Source organism: Corynebacterium sp. L4757 (assembly GCF_043673995.1).
Taxonomy (GTDB): domain Bacteria; phylum Actinomycetota; class Actinomycetes; order Mycobacteriales; family Mycobacteriaceae; genus Corynebacterium.
This window is the reverse complement of sequence record NZ_JBIMEN010000008.1, coordinates 122096-135987: the sequence shown is the minus strand read 5'-3', so window position 1 is coordinate 135987 and position 13892 is coordinate 122096. Positions and strand designations below refer to the sequence as shown.

At 52.8% G+C, this 13892-nt stretch carries 13 protein-coding genes; 1 reads left to right on the top strand and 12 read right to left on the bottom strand.

Features of this window, described 5'->3' with window-relative positions; translation table 11 throughout:
• Positions 1 to 638 precede the first annotated feature (638 nt).
• From tyrS to ACG98I_RS10785, 6 genes are all read right to left on the bottom strand, one after another.
• Positions 639 to 1904 (bottom strand): tyrosine--tRNA ligase, encoded by a 1266-nt coding sequence (gene tyrS / locus ACG98I_RS10810; protein ID WP_394720645.1) that lies wholly within the window; start codon positions 1902 to 1904, stop codon positions 639 to 641.
• Between the two features lie 69 nt (positions 1905 to 1973).
• Entirely contained in the window at positions 1974 to 2153 is a 180-nt protein-coding gene (locus tag ACG98I_RS10805; RefSeq protein ID WP_394720644.1) for a Trm112 family protein, read from the bottom strand.
• Between the two features lie 11 nt (positions 2154 to 2164).
• Positions 2165 to 2854, bottom strand: coding sequence for a hypothetical protein (locus tag ACG98I_RS10800; protein WP_394720643.1), 690 nt, complete (start codon positions 2852 to 2854; stop codon positions 2165 to 2167).
• Positions 2841 to 4460 carry a VWA domain-containing protein gene (locus ACG98I_RS10795; protein WP_394720642.1) on the bottom strand — a complete coding sequence of 540 codons (1620 nt, stop codon included), beginning with the start codon at positions 4458 to 4460 and terminating at the stop codon, positions 2841 to 2843. The genes ACG98I_RS10800 and ACG98I_RS10795 overlap by 14 nt, the downstream gene beginning before the upstream one ends.
• Positions 4461 to 5597 carry a hypothetical protein gene (locus tag ACG98I_RS10790; RefSeq protein WP_394720641.1) on the bottom strand — a complete coding sequence of 379 codons (1137 nt, stop codon included), beginning with the start codon at positions 5595 to 5597 and terminating at the stop codon, positions 4461 to 4463. It lies immediately after the preceding gene.
• A 204-nt stretch (positions 5598 to 5801) separates the two neighbouring features.
• Positions 5802 to 6647 (bottom strand): SDR family oxidoreductase, encoded by an 846-nt coding sequence (locus tag ACG98I_RS10785; protein ID WP_394720640.1) that lies wholly within the window; start codon positions 6645 to 6647, stop codon positions 5802 to 5804.
• Positions 6648 to 6754: 107 nt separating this feature from the next.
• Between ACG98I_RS10785 and ACG98I_RS10780 the strand changes: the two genes are divergently transcribed.
• A complete protein-coding gene (locus ACG98I_RS10780; RefSeq protein WP_394720639.1) occupies positions 6755 to 7171 on the top strand; it encodes a winged helix-turn-helix transcriptional regulator in 417 nt (138 codons plus the stop codon).
• Positions 7172 to 7252: 81 nt separating this feature from the next.
• On the opposite strand, the gene argH is transcribed toward ACG98I_RS10780, so the two are convergent.
• The 6 genes from argH to argB all read right to left on the bottom strand — a co-directional run bounded on the left by argH (position 7253) and on the right by argB (position 13874).
• Complete coding sequence (gene argH, locus ACG98I_RS10775) at positions 7253 to 8683, bottom strand: argininosuccinate lyase (protein WP_394720638.1); 1431 nt, start codon at positions 8681 to 8683, stop codon at positions 7253 to 7255.
• Positions 8684 to 8731: 48 nt separating this feature from the next.
• On the bottom strand, positions 8732 to 9952 hold the full coding sequence (locus ACG98I_RS10770; protein WP_394720637.1) for an argininosuccinate synthase: 1221 nt from the start codon (positions 9950 to 9952) through the stop codon (positions 8732 to 8734).
• A gap of 212 nt (positions 9953 to 10164) precedes the next feature.
• Positions 10165 to 10686 carry an arginine repressor gene (locus ACG98I_RS10765; RefSeq protein ID WP_394720636.1) on the bottom strand — a complete coding sequence of 174 codons (522 nt, stop codon included), beginning with the start codon at positions 10684 to 10686 and terminating at the stop codon, positions 10165 to 10167.
• Positions 10687 to 10713: 27 nt separating this feature from the next.
• Complete coding sequence (argF, locus tag ACG98I_RS10760) at positions 10714 to 11718, bottom strand: ornithine carbamoyltransferase (protein ID WP_394720635.1); 1005 nt, start codon at positions 11716 to 11718, stop codon at positions 10714 to 10716.
• A gap of 42 nt (positions 11719 to 11760) precedes the next feature.
• Complete coding sequence (locus ACG98I_RS10755) at positions 11761 to 12942, bottom strand: acetylornithine transaminase (protein ID WP_394720634.1); 1182 nt, start codon at positions 12940 to 12942, stop codon at positions 11761 to 11763.
• Positions 12939 to 13874: an acetylglutamate kinase gene (gene argB / locus ACG98I_RS10750; RefSeq protein ID WP_394720633.1), complete on the bottom strand. Its 936-nt coding sequence runs from the start codon at positions 13872 to 13874 to the stop codon at positions 12939 to 12941. The genes ACG98I_RS10755 and argB overlap by 4 nt, the downstream gene beginning before the upstream one ends.
• Between the last annotated feature and the right edge of the window lie 18 nt (positions 13875 to 13892).

Here is a 13892-nt window from a genome sequence, read left to right as displayed (position 1 = left end):
GAAGCTGACCAAAAATTACTACATAAAGAAATCAACACGTGAAACAGGCTAAAGCCAGTTTCACGTTTAAAAAAATAAATCCGTATTAAATACAGAACTTAAACAATGTTGATAAACAATATGCACCGTTAAAAATAATTACAATATTTTCAATGCCGAGTATCTAACAACCCCCGACATCCGGCACACACCAACAACCAAACAACCCCGAAAGGCCATCCAATCCAACATCATCCTCATCCATACAACACAGACAAAAATAAAAAAGTACATTGGCACACTATTGAGTTCTCAAACAACAACCACACAAGGAACTTGAACTTCTTTCGAAGTTTTCGTCTCTCTTGGCTGGAGTTTCTACCTTAGACAAACTGTTTAACGTTTGTCAACCAGGTGTTAACTTTTCAGCCGCACGCTCTCTCGCGGCGACTTCGATAAAGTTACACGGGTCTTCATACCTTCACAAATCCGCTGGTAAATCCACGTTTCCATGAATCTTGGCAACAAAGAACCCCGCTATCTCCACTTCACATTGTCACTAACGGGAGGTTAATTGCCTCGATGCAGTGAGTTGGAAGTCGAAATAGCGGGGTTTTGTTAACTGCGAGCGGTTGAGACTCTATTTAGGCTAGGCCGGCTTAGTTATTGTTTCGGCGAATGCCTGCAAAGTTCTTCTTACCGCGGCGCATGACCAACCATGAACCATGGAGGAAGTTCTCGTCTGATGGCGCCCAATCTTCCGACTCGATGCGCTCATTGTTCACGTACGCGCCACCTTCCTTGATGGTGCGACGTGCTGCGCCCTTGGAATCAGCCAGACCCGAAGCAACAAGGAGGTCAACAATGTTGAAAGATTCTTCTGCACCGAGTTCGGCAACATTAGTCTCAGACAATGCGCCTTCCAAGGTCTTCTCATCAAGGTCAGTGAGTTCTGCACGACCGAATAGTGCCTGTGCCGCTAACTCAACCGCCTTGGTTGCATCTTCACCGTGGACCAAGTTGGTCATCTCCTGCGCAAGACGACGCTGAGCGGCACGCTTGAATGGTTCCTCTTCCACAGCCTTCTGGTATTCCGCGATTTCTTCCTGATTCAGGAAGGTGAACCAACGCAGGTAGTCAATGACCACAGAGTCACCAGCGTTAAGGAAGTACTGGTACCAGGAGTATGCCGAGGTCTTTTCCGGATCCAGCCACAACTTGCCACCACCGGTGGACTTACCGAACTTCTGACCTTGCGCGTCAGTAACCAATGGACAAGTCAAAGCATGAGCCTTCACTCCATCCACGCGACGATTGAGGTCAACACCGGAAACGATGTTGCCCCACTGATCGCCGCCGCCAACCTGCAGGGTGCAGTTGTACTTGCGCTGCAGCTGCACAAAGTCATTCGCCTGCAAAAGCATGTAGGAAAACTCAGTGTATGAAATGCCGTCAGTCTCCAGACGACGTTTCACGGTGTCGCGATCCAACATGGTGTTGAGGGAGAAGTTTTTACCCACATCACGCAAGAAGTCAACGATGGACATGGACATAGTCCAGTCAGCGTTATTCACCATGGTTGCTGCGTTCTCACCTTCGAAATCGATGAATTGGTGCAGCTGCTTCTTGATTGCCTCGAGATTCTTATCAATCTCTTCTTGGCTCAACATGGAGCGCTCCCCCACATCACGTGGGTCTCCAATGAAACCGGTCGCTCCGCCAGCTAGTGCGAGTGGCTTGTGCCCTGCTTCCTGGAAACGGCGCAGCATGATCATTGGAACCAAGTGGCCCGCGTGCAAAGAGTCACCGGTTGGATCAAAACCGACATACACCGTGATTGGTTCTTCACATGCTTCACGCAATGCGTCGATGTCAGTGGACTGGTTAATAAGCCCGCGCCATTGGAGCTCATCAATGATGTTCATATTTACCTCTTTTGGGAAACTGTTTAGAAACTTTGAGAAATCGTGCTTAACAGCTGGTAGCTGAAAGTCTTAGGATGCTTGTGGCCAAGGCTTAGCGTCATCCACCAACATGACTGGGATGCCATCTTCGATGGGATAGGCAATGCCTAGGCGCTCATTGACTAAGACCTGATCATTAACCAGATATCGCAATGGACCCTTGTCCTGCGGGCAAACAAGGATTTCTACTAGCGCGGGATCTAAACTCATGGTTCCATATACTACCCGTCATAGTCCTCTACAATGGGCATGACCCCATATTGCAGTTTCACTGCTAAGGAACGCTCACGAAGGGCTGCAACAGAGTTCTCCTCGGCTGCATGACGAATGCGCAGTGCTTCGCCTTCAAGAATATCGAGTGTCTGAATGAGTTCATTAATGTGTTCCTGTGAGTCACGGTTGATGACCTCGAAGTATGCATCAAAGACATCCGGGATATGGTGCTGAATCATCATGGCGATTGCAGACTGCGTTGACTCAGAATGGGTAAGCCTATCCCAATGGCACAGTAGCCATTCAAGTTGGCTACTAAGAGCTAGAAATTTATTGCCAATGGGCTCGGAGGTGTTTTCAACTACTCGTCGCAGTTGGGCATGGAGGACTGTCTTGAGCTCCTTGATGCGGTCTTCCGGCGTAGGTAGAGGAATCTCCTTCGGTTTCTCAGGCGGAGTGAGTAAAGCCGTCGCCCCATAGGTAGCTGCGGCAACAACCGGCCAGAGGAATCCCAGGCCAGCAACTAGATGGATTCCGATCACTGCAGCCGCAGCGCCAATACCCCACTTATTCTTACGCGAGGTGAGGAACCGACTCTCCTCCTCTGGCTCAGATGGACGCTGAATAACGTCATCAATCGTGCGCGGTGTTCGTTTCCTTATCGCACTTTCCGGGCTTTGGGAACTATTGATAGGCACGAATCTCCTTAAAGGTTTCGTTGAGGTCCCCATCAAGAGCATCGAATACTCGACCACCAGTATGTCCAGCTAATTCAGTGAGTTCTTCGACATCGGCTTCACCATAGAGGATGACAAAGACGGGAATGTTCTGCTTCTTATCGCTCAAACCGTCATAGTCTTCTTGGAACTCCTCATAGGACTTACCGGAAGTATTCTCACCATCAGTCATGAGAACAATCGATGGAATAGAACCTTCGCTCACATCGATTCCATCTAGAGTCATGGTTAGGGCATCATAAATGGCGGTGTATCCAATTGGATTGAATCGCTCGACACGCTCATTAAGTTCGTCATGTGTGCTTCGATCATCCACGCTATATGTCACGGTCGTCGGATAATAGGGCTCGGTGGCGAATGGCGCTAAGGTGATCGTCTCTCGGTCACGGAAGCCCACGTTGCCGGTTGTAGTTTCAGCAGAGCCGTCAATGAGCGAGTTCATGGTGGAGGTAAGTGACTCGAATCGCTCCCCCTCCATGGAGCCAGAGATATCCAATACAAATGCAGTTTGGCCTGGATTCCGCAGTTCATTGTTGTAACTGGAAACCAGCGCATTGACGATTCCTTCAGACGCTGGGAATGGGAGCTCAAAAACTCCATCTTCCTGCAATGCAGAGTCATGGTCGCCATTGGGCAAACGGCGATAGGAATCAGTCAAGGACTCAGGGTTTTCTTCAAACCAGCCCACTAGTGCCGCAACTTGGCCGCGCGCATCAGGATTCGCGGAATCTCTAAGAGTCGAGAGCGGATAATCGGCGCTGATGACACCATCGCTCGGGATGATGACCTCAATATCGGCACCATCTGACTTTAATGTGTGCAGTACAGATTCATAGTTGATAATACTGTTCGCCTTGTTGGAATCTTCCACAAAGACCTCAGCTAGCCAACCTGAAGAGCCTGAGGTCAAAGTCTGATTTTCGAAGAAGGAACGAATATCTGAGTTGACTCTTTGGATATCCTCGTCCGTAATAGCACTGCCGGTATCCGCCATAGCCGTCGCCACCGATGCCAGAGCGCTAAAACCCGAATTCGATGACGCTGGATCTGTCATGCCGAAAGTCACGTCAGAATCAGCAATCTCCTGCCACGTCGGAGCATTTGTATCCCAGCCATATTCCCCGGCCACGTCCGAGCTAACTCCCAAAGCTACAGGTGAACGCGCTACCGAGGTTTCATCAGCAAACTTGGCTTCCGCGCCATTAAGCGACGCATAGCGGTTCGTGGCAAACCATGTCGCGTCATACTCGCCGTCAAAGTTTCCTTCAGCAAGTTCCTCCGAATTCGCTAGCGTGCCATCTGGGTAGTCCATGGTGATGGGAAACCCGAGATCTGTGGATGCCTGGTCAATGATGGGTTGCAAGTCTTCCAATTCTGTTGCAGCCACGATCTTCAACTCCTCATCGGAAACGGGTGGCGTAGCAGCTTCATTTGTATTATCACTGTCGCCATCGGCATCATTGCCACCGAAGTTGAAACCGATGTCTAAGAGACTTCCGAGTGAGCCGCAGGCGACGAGGACAACCGAAGTTAAAAGGACCATGAGAGAGGTATAGAGCTTCTTCATTTATTTCATGCTTTCGAACTGGGCCGAAAATAGATTCAGCTGATCAGGAGTGGGATAAGGATCGATATATTGGTTGTCTTCGGGAACGAGCCCCGAGTTGACCTTCACAAAGCGAGATTCCAGACCTTGCCCAGTTGGATAAAGGCCATGCTCCATCATTAGGTTCAGAATCCGGGGGTCATGAGCCAGCGCTTCGTAGAATTCATCGGCTCGTGGCGCGTCCTCATGTGCGATGAGGTCATGAAGCACCTGGAGCGTGGGCTTTATGCTGACGAGTACAAAGCCCCTAGTAATTGAAGGATTGCGGTTCGCCATTGCAACATATTGAGAGTCATAGGCCACCGCCAAGGGCAAATCTTGACCATTGGAAGCGATGAATTGTTGAAAAGCGTCCCCACTGGATCCCTCGGTCAACCCCTGCGACTGGAATATAGGGAGGACTTGGCTGGCACCATCGTTGTGTTGGTCGACAGTATTAAGCTGCCCTTGCATTGCTGCCGATGCCATGATGTAAGCAAAATTTGACGAAGATGAAGACCGTGAAGGATCAGAGGTAATAGCTCCGATGGTACGGGGCGATTGAAAAGTATCTGTGACATCTCGCCACCGCCTTTGGCTGGTCAACAAATTAAATAAGGCCACAGACTCCACAAAGAATTGTCCGTCTTCTTCGTGGAACTCGCCTTGTGCAACCAAGTCTTCCGCAATGTCTCGGCGTGCAACCAAAGCAATATTCGAGCCTAAGAACAGCACGCTCTGCGATGCATCACCGACGTAGTCCCGTAAATCAGGGTTGCCATGACCCGCCGGGAAGTAGAAATCATGCTCCGACAGTGTCCCTTCACGGGCACGTTCATTCATTTCCAAAGATCCCATGGTGGAGACAGTGACATTGAACCCTTCGGCTTCAAATGCCTCTTGGACGCGCGGGTCGTGGAAGAAGTCTTGCTTCTCCGAACCCACCAAAATGCTGACATCAACCACGTTTTCGACAGGTTTAATACTATCGACCAATGCATCAATTCGACCCCGGTTAGCATCATCACGTCCAATGAAAATTGCTCCGACTGCGATAATCATGAGCACAATGCCGAGGACTACGCCGATTGCTCGGCGTCCAGAACCTTTGCCTGCCATGGCTTTAGTTTATGTCGAATAACCCCTGGCGGATATAGTATTGACTATTTTTGTCAACAGTTCATATAGATGTACTAAAATGTCACCAGGAATCTTTGTAAAACGTAGGAAATCCGCACCTGCAGTCTGGTATCAGAGCACAAGCGCGGATTAGCCATCGACGTTGATTCGCTGCGAAGATCCGGGTGAAATTACTTGGTGAAATTACTTGAAGGTATCAGCAACATTGGTCGATGGTCGACCAATCAGATCTTGCAGGTCGGTGCTTTCAGAGTAGAGTGCTCCCTTTTCAATAACTGGGTCAGCACCAGCCAAGCCTGCTGCGAATTCAGCGGGAAGGCCTGCTTCGAGCAGGGACTTTTCATAGTCCTCAACGCTCAGGTTGACGTATTCAACTTCGGTGCCGAGTGCTTCGCCAACCTGTGCGGCGATTTCTGGGTAGGTCAATGCTGGTGCGCCCGCCAATTCATAAGTCTTGCCAGCATGGCCATCAGTAGTAACCACCGCTGCAGCTGCTTCGGCAAAGTCCTTACGTGCTGCGCCGGACACCTTAGCCGCACCAGCAGCGGAGAAGAACTTGCCCATCGACTTGCCGGACTCAAGTGCAGAAGCGTAATTCTCCCAGTACCAGCCATTGCGCAGCAGGACGGTATCAATGCCAGATTCAGCAAGTAGCTTCTCGGTTTCTACGTGCTCGGGAGCCAAGAAGAGCTCGGAGGAATCCAAATTCAACAAGCTGGTGTAGGCAATGAGCTTTACACCAGCAGCCTTGGCCGCGTTGATGATGTTGGTGTGCTGAGCAACACGCTTGCCCACCTCACTGGCAGAGACAAATACCAGGCGATCCACACCTTCGAGAGCCTGGATGAGCGCTGCTTCATCCTCAAACGGTGCGACCGCGATAGTGATACCGCGGGCAGCAAGAGCTTGAGCCTTACCTTCATTACGAACAATGGCAACGATATCGGATGCGGCAACACCCTTTGCCTCAAGACTGTCAATCACCAGACCGCCCAGGTGGCCAGTTGCACCGGTAACAGCAATACGCATTTTCTTACTCCTTCAAATCCATGTTTGGTAACAGTCAAAAATATAGCACTTACAAAAAGTTAGCGCAATACTTTATTTAGTCCATTTCACGGACTAAGGTGATGAGCATGTCCGATGCATGTCAGAAACTCGTTGCCAACGTCTTTTCCTCGAAGTGCTTTTCCCGTGGCGCACTCCAGCACCTCACGGGCCGTTGGGGATCATTGACCATGGTTGCTCTCATAGAGTCGGACTCCCCCATGCGCTTTGCCGAGATTCGCCGCAGAATCGAGGGCATCAGTGACCGCATGCTGTCGCAAACACTCAGCCAACTTGAGCGCGACGGCATGGTGCATCGTTCTGTCAAAAGCTCTATTCCGCCACACGTGGACTATTCCCTCACTGAACTAGGCATCAAAGTAGCGCAGCCATTGCAGGAGCTGACCAGGGTTATTGAGGGCGAGTTGCCGAAAGTCATCCAGGCGCAAGAGCTTTACGATGCCGCGCAAGAGCTTTACGATGCCGCGCAAGAAAGAGCGCAATAGCCCTTCCTCACTATGCGCAGATAACGATCAAAAAAGGGGGCTGTTTCACTTTCGAAGTGAAACAGCCCCCTTTAATGTTTCTTAGCGAACTGGAGTCTGAGCCCAGGTGCGGAAATCGGCGTTGAGTTTATCCACGGTATCGCGCTGTTCATTGACGCGTACCGCAGCGGTACCGCCCTTGGTGGAACGCGATGCCACAGCACCATCGATGGTGAGAACCTCCCGTACCGCAGGAGTGAGGCGTTCATCGACGCCCTTGAGCTCCTCATCGGTGAGGTCAACCAGGTCAACTCCACGAGATTCTGCCAAGCGGACGCATTCACCGGAAGCCTCATGTGCCTCACGGAATGGAACGCCTTCGCGCACCATCCACTCAGCCAGGTCCGTTGCCAAGGTAAAGCCCTGCGGCGCAAGCTCCCGCATGCGGTCGGTGTGGAACTCCAGCGTGGAAACCAAACCAGTCATGGCAGGCAGCAGCAGGTTGAGCTGCGCCACCGAATCCACAATCGGCTCCTTATCTTCCTGAAGGTCGCGGTTATACGCGAGGGGCTGCGCCTTAAGCGTTGCCAATAGGCCTGCCAGGTTGCCGATGAGGCGACCGGTCTTACCGCGGGTCAGCTCCGCTACGTCAGGGTTCTTCTTCTGCGGCATGATCGAAGAACCAGTGGACCAGGAATCACTAAGCGTGACATAGCCAAACTCAGGAGTGCACCAGTAGATGATCTCCTCGGCGAAGCGGGACATATCTACAGCAATCTGCGCCAGCACGAATGCTGTTTCGGAGGCAAAGTCACGGGATGCGGTGGCATCAAGGGAGTTCTCTGCTGCTGCATCAAAGCCCAGCTCTTCTGCGATAGCTTCTGGATTAAGCTGCAGCGAGGAACCCGCCAACGCACCAGAACCATAGGGAGAAACAGCCAGACGCTTATCCAGATCCTTCAAGCGGTCGATATCACGCAGCAAAGGCTGTGCGTGCGCGAGCAGTGAGTGCGCCAGCAGAATTGGCTGCGCCGCCTGGGAGTGCGTCTTACCCGGCATGATCGCGTCCGGATGCTTCGCTGCCTGACCAGTGATGGCCTCAATCAAGTCAGAAACCTGGATAGCAATATCACGGATGGCATCACGCACCCACATGCGGAAGAGCGTCGCCACCTGGTCATTGCGGGAACGACCAGCACGCAGACGCCCGCCGACCTCAGGCCCGACGATGTCGATGAGACCGCGTTCCATCGCACCGTGGACATCTTCATCACTCGGCAAAGGACCAAACTCGCCCGAAGCGACCTTGGCACCGAGCTCGTCGAGGCCATTGAGCATGGTGTCCAAGTCGGCATCGGAAAGCAATGCTGCTGCATGCAGCACCTTGGCATGCGCCTTCGACGCTAGAACGTCATAAGGTGCCAAGACCCAGTCAAAGTGCGTGGAAACAGACAACGCTGCCATCGCTTCTGATGGACCACCGGAAAAACGGCCGCCCCACAGTGCGCCTTCATTCGTCTTATGTGGCTGCATAATGCCTAACTATCCTTACGTGAATAATGTAAACCGTGTGTGAAGTAATTACTCAGAGTCGCTGGTTGGGAAACCGCCATCGCGGTCACGCTTGTTGGAGATCTGAGTGGAGAGACCGTGCAGCTGAACAAAGCCCTTCGCTGCGGTCTGGTCGAATGCATCACCGGTGTCGTAGGTAGCCAAGGAGAAGTCATAGAGTGACTGCGGGGAACGGCGACCGTTGACGATGATCTGGCCAGCATGCAGCACCAGACGGATATCGCCGGTGACGTGCTCCTGAGACTCAGCAATGAAGGCATCCAGGGAACGCTTCAGTGGGGAGTACCACAGGCCGTCGTAGACTTCTTCAGACCAACGAGCATCGGTCAGACGCTTGTAGCGAGCCAGCTCGCGCTCCATGGTGACGTCTTCCAAAGCCTCATGCGCGCGAATCAGGGTGATAGCGCCTGGTGCCTCGTAGATCTCGCGGGACTTGATGCCCACCAGGCGGTCTTCAACCATGTCCAGACGGCCAATGCCCTGTGCGCCGGCACGACGGTTGAGCTCTTCAATAGCCTGCAGAACGGTGACCTGCTTGCCGTCGATAGCTACTGGCTTACCCTTTTCAAAGGAGATGACAACCTCATCTGGTGCATTTCCCAGGCCAGGTTCTTCGGTGTATGCATAAGCATCCTTGGTTGGTGCATTCCACAGGTCTTCAAGGTAGCCGGTTTCTACCGCGCGGCCCCAGACGTTTTGGTCAATGGAGAATGGGGATGCTGCCGACTGCTCAATAGGCAGGTTGATTTCTTCCGCAAAGGCGATGGCCTTATCGCGGGTCCATGCATAGTCACGAGCTGGAGCAATGATGTCCAGGGAAGGATCGAGCGCACGGAAGGAAACCTCGAAGCGTACCTGGTCATTGCCCTTGCCGGTGCAACCGTGGGAAACGTGGGTGCCGCCGAATTCCTGCGCCGCCTGAACCAGGTGCTTGGTAATCAGCGGACGAGAAATGGCAGAAACCAGTGGGTACTGCTTCATGTACATGCCATTAGCCTGAATGGTAGGCAGGCAGTACTCTTCAGCGAATTCATCCTTGGCATCAATGACCACGGACTCAACCGCGCCACAGTCCAAAGCACGCTGGCGAACGGACTCCATGTCCTCGCCGCCCTGGCCCAAGTCAAGGGATACGGCAACGACGTCGCCGCCGGTCATCTTAGCCAGGTAAGGAATGGCAACCGAGGTATCCAGGCCACCCGAGTAAGCAAGCACGACACGTGCGTTCATTTTTTAACTCTCCTTGTTATCAAACACTGTTATCCAACACTTCAGCGCCTCAACCGCGCTTTGTGTTCAATACTATTTACACTTCAACGCCCGCACCGAAGCGGGCATCCAAAGCAGTTTCTCTACATGGAAAATATACACTTAGATACATAATATAAAAAACCGACATGCATAAGACTTTGAAAGCGTCGGGCTATGCATGTGGCGATGAATTATTCACCCAGTTCAGAGCTTTCGCCTGGTCCATCTTCTTCACTGCGGTTGCCGGTTAGGCGCTGCGCCAGCTCCTGGCCAGTAAGTGATTCACGTGCGAGGACAAAGATGGTGTCATCGCCCGCGATACAACCGACGACGTCATCTAGGCCAACGCGGTCAATGAAGCTGGCCAGGTATTGAGCAGCGCCAGCTGGCGTGCGCAGCATCGCGATATTGCCCGAGTAGTCCGAAGACACCACGAGCTCATCAATCATGCGGCGCAGCTTTTCGCGTGGACCATTGATTTGGTCCACGTACTGGTCCATTTCTCCACCCACTGAGTAGAAGGAACGTCCGCCATCACGCTTGACCTTCTTTGCGCCCAGAACATCAAGGTCCCTGGATAAGGTCGCCTGCGTGATGTCAATGCCTTCATCAAGGAGCAGATCGGATAACTGCACTTGGCTGGTAACACGAGTCTTACCTAGGATCTCTAGGATTTTGGCTTGACGCGCATTGCGCGTTTTAGGCATGGTCATAATCTCTACCTTAGTGCGTGTGGAGGGCTAGTGGGCTGCAGAAACGTCCGCTTTTTCTAATAGCCAGCACATCAGAGCTTTCTGCGCGTGCAGACGGTTTTCTGCTTCATCGAAGACGCGCGACTGTGGGCCATCAATAACTTCTGCAGTGACTTCGTTGCCGCGATATGCCGGCAGGCAGTGCAGGAAGATAGCGTTGCTGCCTGCTTTCGCCATGAGCTCGGCGTTGACCTGATAAGGCAAAAATGGTGTGCGGCGGTCCTTGCCATCTTCTTCCTGACCCATGGAGACCCAGGTATCAGTGATGATGATGTCAGCACCTTCCACCACGTCGGTGTTATCGGTGATCGTGATGGTGGCACCCGTGTCCTTCGCGCGGTCTTGCGCGCGGTCGATGAAGTGCTGCTCCGGCTGGAAGCCTTCCGGTGCACAGATCGCGATGTCCACGCCCGCAGTGGCGAAACCAATGAGATAAGAATTAGCCATGTTATTGGCGCCATCGCCCAGGTAGACAGCCTTCTTGCCCTTTAACTGCTCTACCCCACCATATTCCTCAACACAGGTGACCAAGTCCGCCAGAATCTGGCATGGGTGCAGGTCATCAGTGAGTGAATTGATGATTGGCACGGTTGCTGTCTCAGCCATATCAATGAGGTTCTGGTGCGCAAAGGTGCGCCAGATGATCATCTCGGTAAAGCGGGACATGACTGCCGCAGTATCCTGCAGTGTCTCGCCTTTACCCAGCTGTGAGGACTGATCGGTTGCCACGATCGCATGCCCGCCCATCGCTGCGATGCCAGCCTCAAAAGAGAAGCGGGTACGGGTGGAAGACTTAGAGAAGAGCAAAGAGACTGCCTTAGGCCCTTCCAAAGGACGCAGCTTGAATGGTTCCTTCTTCAGCTCCAGTGCCAGCTCCAGGACTTCCTTTTGCTCTGCTGGGGTCAAGTCATCATCTGCCAGGAAGTGACGGATGCCGCCCAATCCAACCTCGGGTACGTGTGGGATTGGCTCTGGCCGCGTAGTCGTGCTCATCAGGTGTATATCCTCTTAGATTTCTTATCGGGTGATTGCTGATTACTTTGAAATGGCGTTAAAGACGTCGCGTAGCTTCGCCAAAGCTTGGTCAATGTCTTCTTCAGTGATAACCAATGGCGGTGCAATACGCACAACGTCTTCGCTAGGCGCATTGATGATAAGGCCTTGCTTCAGGCCTTCTGCGACTGCCTGCTTGGCCACTGGCTGGGTCAAAACGACGCCAAGGAGCAGGCCATAGCCACGAACGTGGTCCACGAGCTCAAAATCATTCAACGCATCGGTGAACTTCGCGCCCTTGGCATTGACCTCTTCGACGAAAGCTTCATCAACGGTGTCGAGCACCGCATTTGCTGCCGCACACGACACCGGGTTGCCACCAAAGGTCGTGCCGTGACTGCCGGGGCCGAAAAGCTCAGCGGCTTTACCCACACCAATGCAAGCGCCAATCGGCAAGCCTGCACCCAGCCCCTTAGCCATGGTGATGACATCCGGGGTGATACCAGCCTTTTCAAAAGCAAAGAAAGTACCGGTTCGGCCCACGCCAGTTTGGACTTCATCAACCATCATCAAGATGCCGTGCTCATCACACAGCGCGCGGATGTCAGCGAGGAAGCCTTCTGGCGCAGGAATGACGCCAGTTTCGCCCTGGATAGGTTCCAAAATGATCGCTGCTGTATCGGTTGGGTTAACCTCCACCAGCTTGCGCAGGTAGTCAATATCGCCATAAGGGTAAAACTCCACGCCACCAGGCAAAGGCGCGAAGATATCACGCTTGGAAGGCTGGCCCGTCAGAGCCAAAGAACCCATGGTGCGGCCATGGAAGCCGTGATCGGCCGCCAAAATCCGGCGACGCCCAGTCAAGCGCGCCAGCTTGAATGCAGCTTCATTAGCTTCGGCGCCTGAGTTGGTGAAAATTACGCGCGCGGAATCATCACCGATCTTGTCCTGGAGACGCTGCGCAAGCTTGACAGCTGGCGGGGAAGCAAAAAGATTACTGACGTGGCTCAAAGTGGTGACTTGCTCAGTAACGGCCTTGACTACCGCTGGGTGGTTAGTACCCAGGGAGTTCACGGCGATGCCTGCGAGCAGGTCAATGTAATCCTTGCCCTCTTCATCCACCAGGTGCGCGCCATAACCAGACACAATGCCCACCGGTGGGGTGCCATAGTTATTCATCATGGCTTTAGACCATGAACCAGTTAGTGATTCGGTGTTGCTCATTTCGCGTCATCCTTTCTAAACACGGTGCCTTCTGGATACCGCGAACGTTCATAGTTATCTGGCAGCACCATGGTGCCAATACCACCCATGGTCAATAGCTCCAGCAGCACCGAATGCGCCAGGCGGCCATCAATGATGTGAGAAGCCGCTACCCCGCCCTTGACCGCGTTGAGGGCAGATTCCATCTTCGGGATCATGCCCGCATCTAGTTGCGGCAGCATGCCTTCTAGCTGCGAGGCCTCGATCTTGGAGACCAAAGATTCCTTATTCGGCCAGTCGGTGTACAAGCCTTCCACATTGGTCAACATCACCAAGCGCTCAGCGCCAATGGCTTCAGCCAAAGCACCCGCCGCCGAGTCCGCATTGATGTTATAGACCTCACCATCAATACCAGGGGCAATACCGGAGACCACCGGAATACGGCCGGCATCAATGATGTCCATGACGGCAGATGGATTAACGTCCGTAATATCGCCCACCAGGCCAATGTCAGTCAGTTCACCATCGACATTGACCAAACGCTTCTGCGCCGTAAACAGCCCTGCATCCTCACCAGAGGTACCCACTGCATAAGGCCCATGGGAGTTGATCAGGTTCACCAGGTCGCGGCCCACCTGGCCAAAGAGCACCATGCGCACCACGTCCATGATTTCGGGACTGGTGACGCGGAATCCGCCCTTGAATTCACCCTCAATGCCAATCTTGCCCAGCATCTCATTGATTTGCGGGCCACCACCATGCACCACGACGGGCTTGGCACCAACGGTGCGCAAAAAGACCATGTCGGCAGCAAAAGCTTCCTTGAGGCTGTCATCAATCATGGCATTGCCGCCATATTTGACCACCACAATTTTATTGCGGAAGTGCTGCAGCCACGGTAGTGCTTCGGCGAGGACTTCAGCCCTATCGCTATCAGTCATACCTTGCATCATTAAGTATCTTTCCTGTCT